This is a genomic window from Burkholderia sp. IMCC1007, from assembly GCF_027257875.1.
Taxonomy (GTDB): Bacteria; Pseudomonadota; Gammaproteobacteria; order Burkholderiales; family Burkholderiaceae; genus Burkholderia.
The window spans coordinates 18,292-32,976 of record NZ_JAPVQY010000054.1; the positions used below are offsets into that span (position 1 = coordinate 18,292).

The window sequence follows — 14,685 nt, forward strand, 5'->3', positions numbered from 1 at the left end:
GGGAGACAACGATGAAGGTATGTGTACTGGGCGGCGGTCACGGCTGCCACGCGGCGGCGATCGATCTGTTCGAGAAGGGGCACGACGTCACGTGGTGGCGGCGCGATCGCGAACCGCATGCGCGGCTGCGCGAACTCGGCGCGTTGCAGGTGACCGACTATCGCGGCAAGCGCACCGTGCCGCTCGGCGACGCGCTCGGCGCGATTCGCCTGACCGACGATCTGGCCGCCGCGCTGCGCGGCGCGCAACTCGTCGTGGTGCCGTTGCCGGCCACGTCGCATGACGCGCTCGCCGCGCAGGTCGCGCCGTTGCTCGAAGACGACCAGGTCGTGTTCCTGCCGCCCGGCACGTTCGGCAGCTTCGTGTTCGCCCGTGCGGCCGCCCGCGCCGGCAACGGCGCGCGCGTCGCGTTCGCCGAGACGGGCACGCTGCCCTACCTGGTGCGCAAGCACGGCGACAACGACGTCGTGATCAGCGCATACGCGACGCGGCTGCCGACCGGCGTGTTTCCCGCGAATGCGGCGAGCTGGGCGTTCGACGTGCTGCGCGCGGGCTATCCGTCGATCGAGCCGGTCGAAGATGCGTTGTCCGGCGCGCTGATGAACGCAGGCCCGGTGATCCATCCGCCGCTGATCCTGATGAATGCCGGCCCGCTCGAACACTTCGACGCATGGGACATCCACAACGAAGGCACGCAACCGTCGATCCGCCGCGTGACGACTGCACTCGACGCCGAACGCATCGCGGTGCGCGAAGCGCTCGGCTACCGCGCGCCGCATTTCCCGCTCGCCGATCACTACGCGACCGACGGCGACGAGTGGATGTACGGGCGCGGCGCGCACGGCAAGCTGACCGATAGCGGCGACTGGCGCGAGAAGATCGATCTGCGCACGCATCGCTACATGCTCGAGGACACCCGGCTCGGGCTGTCGTTCATCGTGTCGTGCGGGCGCCTCGCGAACGTGCCGACGCCGGTCGCACAGGGGCTGTTGAGCGTCGCATCCGCGGTCACCGGCCGCGACTTGTACGCGGAAGGCCGCACGCTCGACGGGCTCGGTGTTGCCGCGCTGTCGCGCCACGCGATGCGCGCGCTGCTCGATGCGGGGTATGCCGCATGACGGCCGCCACCGACGTGACGCGCGTGCACGTGCTCGGCGCGGGACGCATGGGGCAGGGGATCGCGCTCGTGTTCGCATTCGCGGGCCTGGACGTGACGCTGATCGACTTCAAGTCGCGCGATGCGGCCCGTCGGCGCGCGTTTGACGACCGCACGCGCGACGAGATCGCCCGGCCGCTGCATGCGCAGGTCGCGCTGGGCCGCATCGACGCCGCGCAGGCCGACGCCGTCGTCGCGCGCATCGCGCTGGTGGCGCGGGACGGCGCGGCCGACGCGGTACGCGATGCCGACATCGTGTTCGAAGCGCTGCCTGAAGTGCTCGACGCGAAGGCCGACGCGCTGCGCTGGCTCGGCGCGCATGTCGATGCGCGCGCAACGATCGCGTCGACGACGTCGACGTTCGTCGTCACCGAGCTGCAGCGCCATGTCGTGCATCCGCAGAGGATGCTGAATGCGCACTGGCTCAATCCGGCGCTCTTGATGCCGCTCGTCGAGATCAGCCGCAGCGACGCGACCGAACAGCGTGTCGTCGACGCACTGGCCGCGCTGCTCGAGCGCGTCGGCAAGAAGCCGGTGATCTGCGGGCCGGCGCCCGGCTACATCGTGCCGCGGATCCAGGCGCTCGCGATGAACGAAGCCGCGCGGATGGTCGAGGAGGGCGTCGCGAGCGCGGAGGACATCGACACCGCGATCCGCACCGGCTTCGGCCCGCGCTTCGCGGTGCTCGGGCTGCTGGAATTCATCGACTGGGGCGGCTGCGACATCCTGTACTACGCGTCGCAGTACCTGGCCGGCGAGATCGGCCCGCGCTTCGCACCGGCCGCGAGCGTCGTGCGCAACATGGCGGCCGGGCGCGACGGCGTGCGCACGGGCGCCGGGTTCCACGACTATGCGCACGTGGATGTGCCGGCGTACATGCGGCAGCGTCTCGGCGAATTCGCGCAACTGCTCGATCACCTCGGGCTCGCGCCCGAGTTCGACGGGGCGCGGCGCGAACGCGGCGCGTGAGCGTCGCGCGGCGCGCGGCCGCGCGGTCATGCCGCGTCGCCGCGCGAACCGTCGGCACGCGTGATGCGCGTTTCGCGCATCACGCACAGCGTGACGACCGTGACGAGGCCGAGCGCGACGAGGAACAGCGACACCGGCCACGATGCGTGATAGCGCGCGAGCAGCGCGGTCGCGATCAGCGGCGACATCCCGCCCGCGAAGATCGACGCGACTTCGTGACCGAGCGCGACGCCCGAGTAACGCACCTCGGTGCTGAACAGCTCGCCGACGAGCGCGGGCAGCGTGCCGATCATCGCGCCGTGGCTCACGGCCGTGCCGACCGTCAGCGCGAGCCACACGAGCGGCGTCACGCGCGTGTCGAGCAGCCAGAAGAACGGGAACGCGCATGCGACGAGGCTCAGTGCGCCGATCAGGTACACGGGCTTGCGGCCGATCCGGTCGGACAGCCGGCCCCAGGCGAGCATCGCGCCCATTTCGACGATCATCGCGATCATCACGCCGGTCAGCATCGTGCCGTTCGGAATCCCGAGGTATTTGCCATACACGAGCGAGAACGCGAGGAAGATGTACGCGCCGCCGTTCTCGGCCACGCGCAGCCCCATCGCGAGCAGGATTTCCTTCGGATGGCGGCGGATGCACTCGACGATCGGCAGATGCGTGTGCGCGCCGCGCTTGCCGGCCTGCTCGAAGTCGCGGCTTTCCGGCAGATGGCGGCGGATATAGAGGCCGATCGCGAAGATCGCGACGCTCGCGAGGAACGGCAGCCGCCAGCCCCACGTGCGGAACGCGTCGTCCGGCAGCGCCTGCGCGGCGAGAAACGCGGCCGACGACAGCACGAAGCCGCCGCCCACGCCGAGCTGGCTCCACGCCGCGTAATAGCCGCGCTGCTCCGGCGGCGCGTTCTCGCTGATCATCAGCACGCCGCCGCCCCATTCGCCGCCGGACGCGATGCCTTGCAGCAGGCGCAGCACGACGAGCGCGGCCGGCGCCCACAGGCCGACCTGCGCATAGGTGGGCAGCAGGCCGATCGCGAAGGTCGACGCGCCCATGATCAGCAGCGTCCACACGAGCGACGCCTTGCGCCCGTAGCGGTCGCCGACGTGGCCGAACACGATCCCGCCGAGCGGCCGCGCGACGAAGCCGAGCGCGAAGGCCGCGAACGCGGCGAGGCTGCCGGCGAGCGGCGATGCGCCGGGCGGAAAGAACACGTGGCCGAATACGAGCGCGGCGGCCGTGCCGTACACGAAGAAGTCGTACCACTCCATCGCGTTGCCGGCGACGGAGGCGATGACGATCCGGCGCAGTTGCCGGTCGGCGAGCGGCCGGGCGGCGCTCGGGGATTGCACGGTGTCGGTCGGGTACATGGCGGACTCTGAACGGGGGAAGGCGGGCGCGTGCCGTCTTTCGCGGCACTGCGGGCTAGTGTTGTCGGCCGTGGCGGCCCCGGTCAAATCCGCAGAAAAAGGGGAGTGTCATCACTCCCGCAAATGATGGTCGGCGTGCGCGGCGGCGCTTTCCCGCAGCAGCGCGATCATCCGCTGCGCGAGCGGCGGCACGTATGCGCCCGCACGGTGCATCGCGCCGATGCGGCGGTCCAGTTCGAGCTCGCCGGCCCGCAGGTCGAGCGCGCGCAGCCCGGTCGCCTGCCCCAGCGCATCGGCGCCGCCGACGCACAGCAGCGACGTGCCGTGCAGCAGCTGCAGCAGCGACGTGTTGCCGAAATCGGTCTCGACGCGCAGGCGCGGCGGCGGCAGCCCGCGCGCGCGGAACGCGTCGTCGATCCGGTGCCGCACCGGAATCGTCGTCTCCGGCAGCAGCCATTCCTGGTCGGCAAGATCCGCAAGCGTGAGCGCGCGCTTGCGCTGCAGCGGGTGGGCGGCGTCGGCGAGCACCGTGAGCCGGTCGTCGAACAGCGCGATCGTGTCGAGCGCGGCGTCCGGCTGCTGCGGCTCGGGCGCCACCACGAGGTCGAGCTCGCCGGCTTCGAGCAGGTCGAGCAGCTCGCGGGCGAGCCGGCAGCGCAGCCGCAGCCGCGCGGCCGGCCGTTCGCGGATCAGTTGCCGGCACGCGCCGAGCACGAACGCGTTGGGCACGGTCGGCGAGTAGCCGACCCGCACGACGCCCTGTTCGCCGCCGCGGATCGCGCGCATCTCCTGCATCGCATCGTCGAATTCGAGCGCGATCCGCTGCGCGCGGGCGACGAAGCGCGCGCCGGCCGGCGTCGGCGTCATCCCGTTCGCGGTGCGCTCGAACAGCGTCACGCCGACCTGCGCCTCCAGCCGCTGCATGGCCTTGGTCAGCGCGGGCTGGGACAGCCCGAGCGCGTCGGCGGCCTTGCCGATGCTGCCGTGCCGCTCCACGGCCAGCAGGTACTCCAGATCGCGCGTGTCCATCGGTGGATTCCTATCGGTTATGACTTTATAGCTGGTGATGCATTGTGGTGATGCCCCGGCATCTTACAGACTGGCGGCACTGTTCGACCAGGAGATTCCCCTTGAGCTTCACCTACTTCCTGCGGCGCGCGGCCCGTTACTGGGGCAGCCAGCCCGCCGTGATCCACCGCGATCGCGCGGTCACGTACCGTCAGCTCGACGAACGTTCGACGCGGCTCGCGAACGCGCTGCGCGGCCTCGGCTTCGCGCGCGGCGAGCGCATCGCCGTGCAGGCGCGCAACTGCATCGAGCTCGTCGAGATCGAGTGCGCGCTGTACAAGGCCGGCCTCGTGAAGGCCGCGCTGAACCCGCGCTTCACGGCGGCCGAGGCCGCCGACGTCGTCGGCAACTGCACGCCCGTCGCGTACATCGGCGGGCGCGGCTTTACGGACTACACGCCCGATTCGCCGGGCTTCGGGTCGGTCGAGCGGTTCGTGTCGCTCGGCGGCGTGGCCGCCGGCTATCTCGACTACGAAACGCTGGTCGCGCAGGGCGGCGATACGGCGCCCGACTACGTGCCGGCGGCCGACGATCTCGCGGTGCTGCACTTCTCGTCCGGCTCGACCGGGCGCATCAAGGCCGCGATGCAGAGCTACGGCAACCGGCTCGCGTCGCTGCGCAAGATCGTGCTCGGGATGGATCGCCCCGCGCAGCCCGGCGACCGGCTCGCGCTGATCGGGCCGATCACGCACGCGTCGGGGATGCTGATGCAGCCGTACCTGTTCTGCGGCGCGACGCTCGTGCTGTTCGACGCGTTCGAGCCCGCGCATTTCCTCGCCGAAGTCGCGCGCCAGCGCATCACGCACACGTTCATGGTGCCGGCGATGGTCAGCATGCTGTTGAACACGCCGGAGCTCGCGCAGGCCGACCTGCGCAGCCTGAAGGTGCTCGGCTACGGCGCTGCGCCGATGGCGCCCGCGCGCATCGAGGAAGCATGGGCGCGCATCGGCCCCGTGCTGTCGCAAGGCTATGGCGCGAGCGAATCGACGTCGGGCGTCACGCGCCTCAGCATTGCCGATCACGCGTCCGCGCTGCTGCACGACCGCGAGCGGCTCGCATCGTGCGGCCGGCCGCTCGGCGAGACCGAGGTGCGCGTGGTCGACGCCGACGGCCGCGAAGTCGAAGGCGATGCGATCGGCGAGATCGTGATTCGCGGCGCGGACGTGTTCCACGGCTACTGGAACGCGCCGGAGCTCACGCGCGAGGTGCTCGTCGACGGCTGGCTGCATACCGGCGACCTCGCGCGCACCGATCGCGACGGCTTCATCTATCTCGTCGACCGCAAGCACGACATGATCATTTCGGGCGGCTTCAACGTGTATCCGACCGAAGTCGAAGCGGCGCTGTACCGGCACGAAGGCGTGCTCGAAGCGTGCGTCGTCGGCGTGCCCGACGACAAGTGGGGCGAGGCCGTGAAGGCCGTCGTCGTGCTGCGTGCCGGCCACGGCGCGCAGGCCGCCGATCTCGTCGCGCACTGCCGCGCGCAGCTCGCCGACTACAAGGCGCCGCGCTCCGTCGATTTCGTCGCGGAACTGCCGAAGAACGCGAGCGGCAAGGTCGCCCGCAAGCTCGTGCGCGAGCCGTACTGGCGCGGTGTCACGCGCCGCGTCAACTGAAGGAGTCGATCATGTTCGATCATCTGCAACGCCCCGAATTCGTCGCGCTGCGCGCGGCCGTGCTGCGCTTCGTCGACGACGAGCTGCGCCCGATCGAGCGCGAGCTGCGGCTCGACTCGGAAGACGTGTGGCCGCGCGACGTGCTGCGCCGCGTGTGGAAACGCTCGGCCGCGCTCGGCTTCTATACCGCGAGCCTGCCCGTCGAGATCGGCGGCCAGGGGCTGTCGATCGCCGAGGTGTGCGCGCTGAAGGCCGACCTCGCCGCATCCGGCGCGGCGCTCGCGCCGCACGTGCTGGGCGAACTCGGCGGGCCGCCGCGCATCGGCAACATGCTGAAGTACGCGACGCCCGCGCAGCTCGACCGCTATTTCAAGCCGGTGATGCGCGGCGAGAAGTCGACGTGCTTCGCGCTGACCGAGCCGCACTCGGGCTCGGACGCGATGAGCATCCGCACGACGGCGGTCGGGGACGGCGATTCGCTCGTCATCAACGGCACCAAGCACTACATCAGCGGCGCGCCGTTCGCGGATTTCGCGATCGTGATGTGCGTGACCGATGCGACCGCGACGCCGCCGCAGATCACGGCCGTGCTCGTCGATCTCGACCTGCCGGGCGTGAGCGTTGAGCACGAGTACGTGCCGATGTCGGGCCAGCACATCGACGCGGACATCCGCTTCGTCGACGTGCGCGTGCCGCGCGAGAACGTGTTCGGCGGCGTCGGCAACGGCTTCCGGCTCGGCATGTCGCGCATCAACGTGAACCGGCTGCTGCATTGCGCGACGATGCTGGGCCTCGCGATGTCCGCGTATCGCGCATCGCTCGACCATGCGCGCACGCGCCAGCAGTTCGGCGGCCCGATCGCGCGTTTCCAGGCGATCCAGCACATGCTCGCCGACATGGCCGCCGCGCTGTGGGCGTGCGAAAGCATGATCGCGCACACGGCCGCGCTCGCCGATGCGGGCGCGGACCTGCGGATGATGTCGTCCGCGTGCAAGCTGTTCGTGTCGGAGCGCTGCTTCGAGGTCGCGGACCAGGCCGTGCAGATCCACGGCAACGTCGGCGTCACGCGCGGCCATCCGGTCGAGCAGACGTTCCGCAAGCTGCGGATGTTCCGCATCCTCACCGGCACGAGCGAGATCCAGCGCAACGCGATCGCGAAGGCGATCCTCGAGCCGGCCGGCGCGGGGCGCAACGGATGACCGCCCGCGGCATGCACGACGCGTGGCCTGCGGGCGACGACCACGCGCCCGCGTGGTCGTGCCTGCGCGGCGTGCGGATCGTCGATGCGGGCCAGTTGCTGCCCGGCCCGCATGCGTGCGCGCTGCTGCGCCAGCTCGGCGCCGACGTGATCAAGGTCGAGCCGCCGGGCGGCGACGCGTTGCGGCAGGTTGGCGCCGACACGTTCGCGCAGTTCAACCGCGGCAAGCGCTCGCTCGTGCTCGACCTCAAGACGCCCGACGGCCGCGCGCGCTTTCTCGATCTCGTGCGCGATGCCGATGCGGTGGTCGAAGGCAACCGGCCCGGCGTGATGGCGCGGCTCGGGCTCGATTACGCGACGCTGGCCCGCGCGAACCCGCGCATCGTGCTGTGCTCGATCACCGGCTACGGGCAGGACGGCCCGTATGCGAACCGCCCTGGCCACGACCTGAATTTTCTCGCCGACGCCGGCTACTGGTCGGTGCCCGCGCAACTGCACGACACCGTCGCGCGGCCGCGTGTGCGGCTCGCCGATCATGCGGCCGCGCTGCATGCGGCGCTCGCGCTGGCCGTCGCGGTGATGAGTGCGCGGGCGAACGGCGTTGGCCAGCATCTCGACGTGTCGATCCACGACGCGATCTTCGCGTGGACCGCACCGGCCGCGTGGGCGCTGCGCACGGGCCGCGATACGCGCGACACGGCCCGCTGGGTGATGCCCGACAACGACCTGTTCGAAACCGCCGACGGGCGGCACATCGTGCTCGCGACGTTCGAGGACAAGTTCTGGGCCACGTTTGCCGATGCGCTCGGCGACGTGTATCCGGCGCTGCGCGAGTCGCGCTACGCGCAGCGCGCGGGCCGCCAGCAGCATCGGCACGCACTCGGTGCGCTGTTGCGCGCGCTCTTCGCGACGCGCACGCAGGACGACTGGATGCGCGTGCTCGGCGGCCTCGGGTTGCCGGTGTCGCGCGTGCCCGATGCCGGCGAGGTGTTCGACGATCCGCACGTGCGGGCCCGTGGCGTCGTGCGTGAGGCGGCGGCCGACCGCACGCTCGCGGTGCGCTTCCCGGTGAAATTCTCGCTGGGGCTGCCGGACGGCGACGACCGTGTGCCGGCGCCGGGCGAGCACGGCGGCGGATAGCGCGACGCCGCCTGCCGCCGACGATAACGAAACAGGAGACAGCCATGATGAATGGTGCGCAGTACCGCCCCGGACGGGCGTGGTCGATCGCGACGATGCTCGCGCTGATGATGCTGGTGAATTTTCTCGACAAGGTCGTGCTCGGCCTCGTGTCGGTGCCGATGATGCGCGACCTGCATCTGAGCCCGACGCAGTTCGGCGTGATCGGCGGCAGCCTCAACTGGCTGTTCGCGGTCGCGGCGGTCGCGGGCGGCATCGCCGCGAACCGCTGGCCCGCGAAATGGCTGCTGTTCGCGATGGCGGCCGCGTGGGCGCTGTTGCAATTGCCGATGCTGGTGGCCGGCTCGATCTGGGTCGTCATCGCGTGCCGCGTGCTGCTCGGCATCGGTGAAGGGCCCGCGTCGCCGGTCGCCACGCACGCGATCTACAAGTGGTTTCCCGATACGCGGCGCAACCTGCCCGTCGCGCTGCTGCATCAGGGCAGCGCGCTCGGCCTGTTGATCGCGGGGCTGTCGATTCCGGTCATCACGACGCACTGGGGCTGGCGCGCGAACTTCGCGGTGCTCGCGCTGCTCGGGGCGGTGTGGTGCATCGCGTGGGCGGTGCTCGGCGAGGAAGGCACGCTGCGGCGTGCGCCGCGCGCGGCGGGCGGCGAGCGCGTGCCGTACGGGCGGCTGCTGACCGACCGCACGGTGCTCGGCAACTTCCTCGGCCATTTCGCGGCGAACTGGATTCTCGCGATGACGCTCACGTGGATGCCGACCTACCTGCAGCTCGGGCTCGGCTTCGGGCCGCACGCGGCCGGCCGCATGTTCGCGCTGTTCGTCGCGGTCACGTCGCCGCTCAGTCTCGCGCTCGCGTGGCTGTCGCAAACGCTGCTCGCGCGCGGCATGCCGTCGCGGCACGGACGCGGCACGTTCATCGCGGTCACGCTGGCGATCGCCGGCGCGATGCTGGCGATGCTGCCGCTGCCGGACGTGCCGCGCGCGGTGAAGCTCGTGCTGCTGACGCTCGGCAGCGGGCTCACGCTGACGATGTACTCGATCGGCCCGGCGATGCTCGCCGAAGTGACGCCGGACGCGCAGCGCGGCGGCGTGCTCGCGCTCAGCAACGGCTTCGCATCGCTTGCGGGGCTCGGCGCGCCGGTCATCACCGGGATGCTGATCGAGGGCGCCGGCGCGTCGGTCGCGCGCGGCTTCGAACAGGCGAGCCTCGTGTGCGGCGTCGTGCTGATCGCATGCGGCGCGCTCGGCGCGTGGTGCCTCGATCCGCAACGCTCGCTGCGGCGTCTCGCGGGCGAGGCGGAGTCGGCCGCGCCGCCAGTCGGCGCGTGCGGGCGCTGACGCAGTTGATCGCAGCGCCTCGAAGCCTCGCGATACCTCGCAGCACCTCGCAGCACCTCGCAGCACCTCGCATCGCATTCGCCGTGCGGCCCGCTTGCCGGGCGGCGGCGCCATCCGAAGGAGCGCAGTACCACGATACGCCGCGCAACGACGCGGCAGGAGGAGACACATGCAGAAGATGATCGCAGCCGCGCTGGTCGGCGCGCTGTGCGGGAGCGCGCACGCGCAGTCGAGCGTGACGCTGTTCGGCCGGATCGGCGGCGGCGTGCGTTGGGTCAACGGGCTGCCGGGCGGCAGCCAGGTCGGCTTCAACAACAACATCATCGCGGGCAACGAGTTCGGCATTCGCGGCAAGGAGGATCTCGGCGGCGGCCTGAAGGCGCTGTTCGTGCTCGACAGCGCATTCAACAGCGGCACCGGCGCGCTGAAGACATCCGGCACGCTGTTTTCGCAGGCCGCGTATGTCGGCCTGTCCGGCGATTTCGGCCGCTTGACGCTCGGCCGCCAGTTCAACGCGGCCGAGGATCTCGGCATCGCGCTCGATCCGCTCGGCGGGCGTGGGCAGTCGCTCGCGGTCGAGCCGGGCGTGCAGTTCGACGGCAACTTCTTCACGCTCGACTCGCGTTTCAACAACACGATCAAGTATCTCGGGCAGGCGGGCGGGCTGCGTTTCGGCGCGAACTATTCGCCGGGCGGCGTCGCCGGCAGTTCGCATGCGGGCACCAGCTATTCGGCGGCCGCGATGTACACGTATTCGGCCGTGATGGGCGGCGTGTCGTATGCGAAGACGTACAGCCCGGACGGCTCGCAGTCGGCGCAGACGATCCAGGCGGGCGGCACGCTGCAACTCGGTCGCGCGCGCTTCTACCTGAGCTATGCGTCGCTGAACGTGCGCGCGAACAAGGCCGGCGCGCCGTCGCGACGCGACGATATCCCGTCGTTCGGCGTCGTCGCGCAGCCGCTGCCGTCGGTGCAGCTGAGCGCAGCCGCGTTCTACGACCGCGCGCGCAATCTCGGCAACGCGTCGGGCGCGGACGGCCACAAGCTGACGACCTACGCGATCGCCGAGTACTTTCTGTCGAAGCGCACCGAGCTGTACGTCGAAGTCGACCGCAACGGAATGACCGGCGCGTACATGCGCGATCCGGCGACCATCGCGGCACTGAACCTGCGACGCGGCGCGAGTGCGACGACCGGCGTGTCGATCGGGCTGCTGACGCAGTTCTGAGGTGTCCTGTTCAACGATTTCAAGGAGCGTGATCCGATCATGCGTACTTCATCCAGATTGGCCGCGGGGCTGTTGATGACAGCGTGCTGCACCCTCACCGCCCATGCGCAACCCGCTGCCGCGAGCGCGGCGGTGCCATCGTCATCGGCCGGGCTCGCGCAAGAGCCAACGCAAGCACCGGCATCAGCCGGCGTGCCGCCCGCGCAGCGCAGGGCGGCCGACCGCGCGCTGAAGCGCCGCGTCAGCACCGCGCTCGCCCGCACGAAAAACCTGAACGCGACGCGCATCCTCGTGCGCGTGCGCGACGGCGGCGTGACGCTCGCCGGCTCGGTCACCGATACGACGCAGGGGAATCTCGCGGTGGCGGTCACGCGGCGCATCGACGGCGTGACGTCGGTCGCCAACCAGTTGCGCATCGACGGTCAGCAGCCGTGACGCGCACGTGCATCACCTGATTCTTTTCCGCTACGAGGCATGATTCGATGCGAATTCATCGACGCTTTACCACGACCCGGCGAGGCCGCCGGTTGGCCGGCACCGTTGCACTGGCCGGCGGGCTTGCGCTCGCGGCCACTGCCGCAGCCACTGCCGCAGCCGCAGCCGCAGCCGACGGCACCGCGCCTGCGGGCATGATGCAGGGCTTCCCGCCGGCGGCCGACCGGATCGTCAACAACGCGAACGCGTTCACGCCGGCCCGCCTGCGCTGGGCATTGAGCAACACGCGGCTGCTCGCGCCGACAGCCGGGATCCGGCACGCGGCCGCGCCGATGCCGCTGCCCGCGCAACCGGCGCCCGGCCTCGACGCGCTGCCCGTGACGATCGGCGGCGAGACGCTGACGCTCGACGCGTACCTGCGTGCGACCCACACCGACGGTTTCATCGTGCTGCAGCGCGGCCGGGTCGTCTACGAGCGCTACTTCGACGGCTTCCGGCCCGACCAGCAACACGCGTGGGCGTCGATGACGAAATCGGTGACCGGGCTGCTCGCCGCGCAGATGATCGAATCCGGCGTGCTCGATGCGGGCGCGCCGCTGTCGCGCACGGTGCCGGAGCTGGCCGACACGCCGTTCGGCAGCGCGACGCTGCAGCAGAACCTCGACATGGAAGTGCCTACCGCGTACGCGCCCGGCGTCCCGCCCGATCTCGGGCTGTTCGGTGCGGTCGGGCTCGTGCCGCGCCGCGAAGGCGCGCCGGCGAGCATCGTCGATTTCCTGCTGACCGTGCGGCGCGTGCCGGACGCGGCGCCGGGAAGCGCATGGTTCTACCAGAACGGTTCGCCGGAAGCGGTTGCGTGGGCGATGCAGCGCGCGACGGGGCAGTCGTGGAGCGCGCTGGTCGAGCAGTGGCTGTGGCGCGATTTCGCGGAAGACGATGCGTACGTCGCGGTCGACCGCAATGCGATGGCGATGGCGAGCGGCGGGCTCTTCACGACGCTGCGCGACGCCGCGCGCTTCGCGGAACGCGTGCGCACCGGTCTCGGCGGTGCGCGCGGCACGCTGCCGGCCGCGACGATTCGCGCGGCATTGGCGCCCGCGCACAACGCGGCGCTGTTCGCGAAGGGCAACGTGGTGCCCGGCAAGGACGGCTACGCGTATCGCGACTACTGGTACCAGACCAACGACGGCGACGGCTCGTTCGCGGCGGCGGGGCGTTTCGGCCAGGCGATCCTAGTCGATCCGAAAGCCGCGCTGACGATCGTGAAGTTCTCGTCGTCGCCGGACTTCGCGCCGCGCGCGCTCGATGCGCAGGGTGAAGCGACCCGCCCGCGTGCGGTGCTCGAGCGCGGCGATGCGCTGAGCGCGGTGGCGCGCGCGGTCGCGGAGAAGCTGCGCTAGCGCAACCGCGCCCCGTGCGCGGTTACCGCTCGATCTGCCGGTTCCAGCGCGTATCGCACTGCGCGGCGCGCGTTGATTACCGGTGTGCGCTGCTGCGGCTGTGCGCGCGCCGCGGCGAGACCATCTTCCTGCTCGTGGAGAGCGGCTTCGACGCGGTGTGTCTCAACCTCTGCGAGGGCCCGTTCCCGATCCGCTCGCGACGACCGGATGCAGATGGTCGTCGAACTGCTGCGGTGCGAGGCCGATGCGATCGGCTTGCGCACGAATCCGTTCGACACCGCATGGCGGCGGCCGATGCACGGGCTATCAGGGAAAACCGTATAGCCGCCTCGCGCGTTACCGTTTCGTCAGGTTGCTTACGTGAGCCATTCAAGTCAGAGCAAAACGCGCCACGTCCGGCGGGCCTCGACCATTTCAATTAGCTTGCGAACGCGCACTTTCCCCGCTCGTCTCCGCTTCATTCGCCTCCATTCGATTTCCAACTGCCGGCCAGTTGAACATTTCATTTCTTGATGCGACTGCGGCTGGATACCATCCAGCCACTGTCTATACAAGCCGACCGGCGCGTATGGCCAGCATCAACAAAACACAACATCGACAAGCAGGTTTGGAGAGGAGATGACGGAGATGGTGCGAATGATGGGCAGGAAGACGGGTGTCGCGTGCATGAGCGCGGCCGTTGCGATGCTGTTTGCAGGCGCCGCGCACGCACAGTCGTCGGTGACGCTGTACGCGATCGTCGACGCCGGCGTGACCTACACGAACAACGCGAAAGGTCACGCGCTGTGGCAGTTCACCGGCGGCAACGAATCGGGCCCGCGCTGGGGCCTGCTCGGCAGCGAGGATCTCGGCGGCGGGCTGAAGGCGAACTTCCGGCTCGAGAACGGCTTCAACGTCGCGAATGGCGCGCTCGGCCAGGGCGGCCGGATGTTCGGCCGCTCCGCGTGGGTCGGCCTGAGCGGCGCGAACTGGGGCGCGGTGACGCTCGGCCGCCAGTACAACTCGACGCAGGACATCCTCGGCTCGCTGCAGATGAGCAGCTTCCTCGCGCAGTATTCGACGCACCCGTTCGACAACGACGACATCAACAACACGTTCCGCACCAACAACGCGGTCAAGTACGTGTCGCCGACGATCGCCGGCCTGCAGGCGAACCTGATGTACGGCTTCTCGAACGCGACGGGCTTCGCGAACGACAACAGCTGGAGCGCGGGCGTCACCTATACGCGCGGGCCGCTCAACGCGGGCGCCGCCTATACGCGCGTGAACCATCCGGCGGCCAGCGCGACGGGCGCCGTCGCGTCGGACAACTACTACCCGGGCTCGGCATCGGTGTTCGGCGCCGGCCTGTCGGGCGCGGTGCGCCAGCAGATCTGGGGCGCGGGCGGCAGCTATGCGATCGGTCAGGCGACGCTCGGGCTGCTGTACACGGGCTCGAACTTCGGCCAGGCGACGGGCGGCGCGCTGCGCTTCAGCAACTACGAAGGCAGCGTGCGCTACCTGATCACGCCTGCGCTGATGGCCGCGGCCGGCTACACGTATACGAAGGTCGCGCGCGGCAATGACGACGGTCACTATCAGCAGGTGTCGGCCGGCATGCAGTACCTGCTGTCGAAGCGCACCGACGTGTACGTGAACGGCTTCTACCAGAAGGCGTCGGCGGGTGTCGGCCACGCGTGGATCGACGGCACCGACGGTCCGTCGTCGACGACGTCGCAAGTGGCGGTGGTGGTCGGCATCCGCCAGAAGTTCTGATGTTCCGACGCGC

General features: G+C 70.3%; 12 protein-coding genes and 1 pseudogene. 11 read left to right on the forward strand and 2 right to left on the reverse strand.

Translation table 11 applies throughout. The features are described from left to right. The first annotated feature begins 11 nt into the window (after positions 1 to 11). Positions 12 to 1,118 (forward strand): NAD/NADP-dependent octopine/nopaline dehydrogenase family protein, encoded by a 1,107-nt coding sequence (locus O1Q03_RS31700; RefSeq protein WP_269508386.1) that lies wholly within the window; start codon positions 12 to 14, stop codon positions 1,116 to 1,118. Further along, a complete protein-coding gene (locus tag O1Q03_RS31705; protein ID WP_269508389.1) occupies positions 1,115 to 2,125 on the forward strand; it encodes a 3-hydroxybutyryl-CoA dehydrogenase in 1,011 nt (336 codons plus the stop codon). Before O1Q03_RS31700 ends, O1Q03_RS31705 begins: the two co-directional genes overlap by 4 nt. 26 nt (positions 2,126 to 2,151) lie before the next feature. Here the strand turns inward: O1Q03_RS31705 and O1Q03_RS31710 are convergent, their stop codons facing one another. Together O1Q03_RS31710 and O1Q03_RS31715 are read right to left on the reverse strand one after the other, a co-directional pair. Continuing rightward, positions 2,152 to 3,489: an MFS transporter gene (locus O1Q03_RS31710; protein WP_269508391.1), complete on the reverse strand. Its 1,338-nt coding sequence runs from the start codon at positions 3,487 to 3,489 to the stop codon at positions 2,152 to 2,154. A 111-nt stretch (positions 3,490 to 3,600) separates the two neighbouring features. Beyond that, complete coding sequence (locus tag O1Q03_RS31715; RefSeq protein WP_269508392.1) at positions 3,601 to 4,518, reverse strand: LysR family transcriptional regulator; 918 nt, start codon at positions 4,516 to 4,518, stop codon at positions 3,601 to 3,603. A 101-nt stretch (positions 4,519 to 4,619) separates the two neighbouring features. Between O1Q03_RS31715 and O1Q03_RS31720 the strand changes: the two genes are divergently transcribed. The 9 genes and pseudogenes from O1Q03_RS31720 to O1Q03_RS31760 all read left to right on the forward strand — a co-directional run bounded on the left by O1Q03_RS31720 (position 4,620) and on the right by O1Q03_RS31760 (position 14,672). Further along, the gene (locus O1Q03_RS31720) at positions 4,620 to 6,173 is read left to right on the forward strand and encodes an AMP-binding protein (protein ID WP_269508394.1); all 1,554 of its coding nucleotides are present in this window, start codon (positions 4,620 to 4,622) and stop codon (positions 6,171 to 6,173) included. Between the two features lie 11 nt (positions 6,174 to 6,184). Further along, a complete protein-coding gene (locus tag O1Q03_RS31725) occupies positions 6,185 to 7,372 on the forward strand; it encodes an acyl-CoA dehydrogenase family protein (protein ID WP_269508396.1) in 1,188 nt (395 codons plus the stop codon). Continuing rightward, the gene (locus O1Q03_RS31730; protein WP_269508398.1) at positions 7,369 to 8,511 is read left to right on the forward strand and encodes a CaiB/BaiF CoA transferase family protein; all 1,143 of its coding nucleotides are present in this window, start codon (positions 7,369 to 7,371) and stop codon (positions 8,509 to 8,511) included. The genes O1Q03_RS31725 and O1Q03_RS31730 overlap by 4 nt, the downstream gene beginning before the upstream one ends. A 44-nt stretch (positions 8,512 to 8,555) precedes the next feature. Continuing rightward, positions 8,556 to 9,854 (forward strand): MFS transporter, encoded by a 1,299-nt coding sequence (locus O1Q03_RS31735; protein ID WP_269508400.1) that lies wholly within the window; start codon positions 8,556 to 8,558, stop codon positions 9,852 to 9,854. Positions 9,855 to 10,023: 169 nt separating this feature from the next. Continuing rightward, entirely contained in the window at positions 10,024 to 11,082 is a 1,059-nt protein-coding gene (locus O1Q03_RS31740) for a porin (protein WP_269508401.1), read from the forward strand. A 39-nt stretch (positions 11,083 to 11,121) separates the two neighbouring features. After that, positions 11,122 to 11,517 carry a BON domain-containing protein gene (locus O1Q03_RS31745; RefSeq protein ID WP_269508404.1) on the forward strand — a complete coding sequence of 132 codons (396 nt, stop codon included), beginning with the start codon at positions 11,122 to 11,124 and terminating at the stop codon, positions 11,515 to 11,517. 47 nt (positions 11,518 to 11,564) lie between these two features. After that, positions 11,565 to 12,917, forward strand: coding sequence for a serine hydrolase domain-containing protein (locus tag O1Q03_RS31750; RefSeq protein WP_269508406.1), 1,353 nt, complete (start codon positions 11,565 to 11,567; stop codon positions 12,915 to 12,917). Positions 12,918 to 12,997: 80 nt separating this feature from the next. Then, a pseudogene (locus O1Q03_RS31755) lies at positions 12,998 to 13,241 on the forward strand (hypothetical protein); the annotation flags it as partial. Positions 13,242 to 13,556: 315 nt separating this feature from the next. After that, on the forward strand, positions 13,557 to 14,672 hold the full coding sequence (locus O1Q03_RS31760) for a porin (protein WP_269508448.1): 1,116 nt from the start codon (positions 13,557 to 13,559) through the stop codon (positions 14,670 to 14,672). Positions 14,673 to 14,685: the final 13 nt, after the last annotated feature.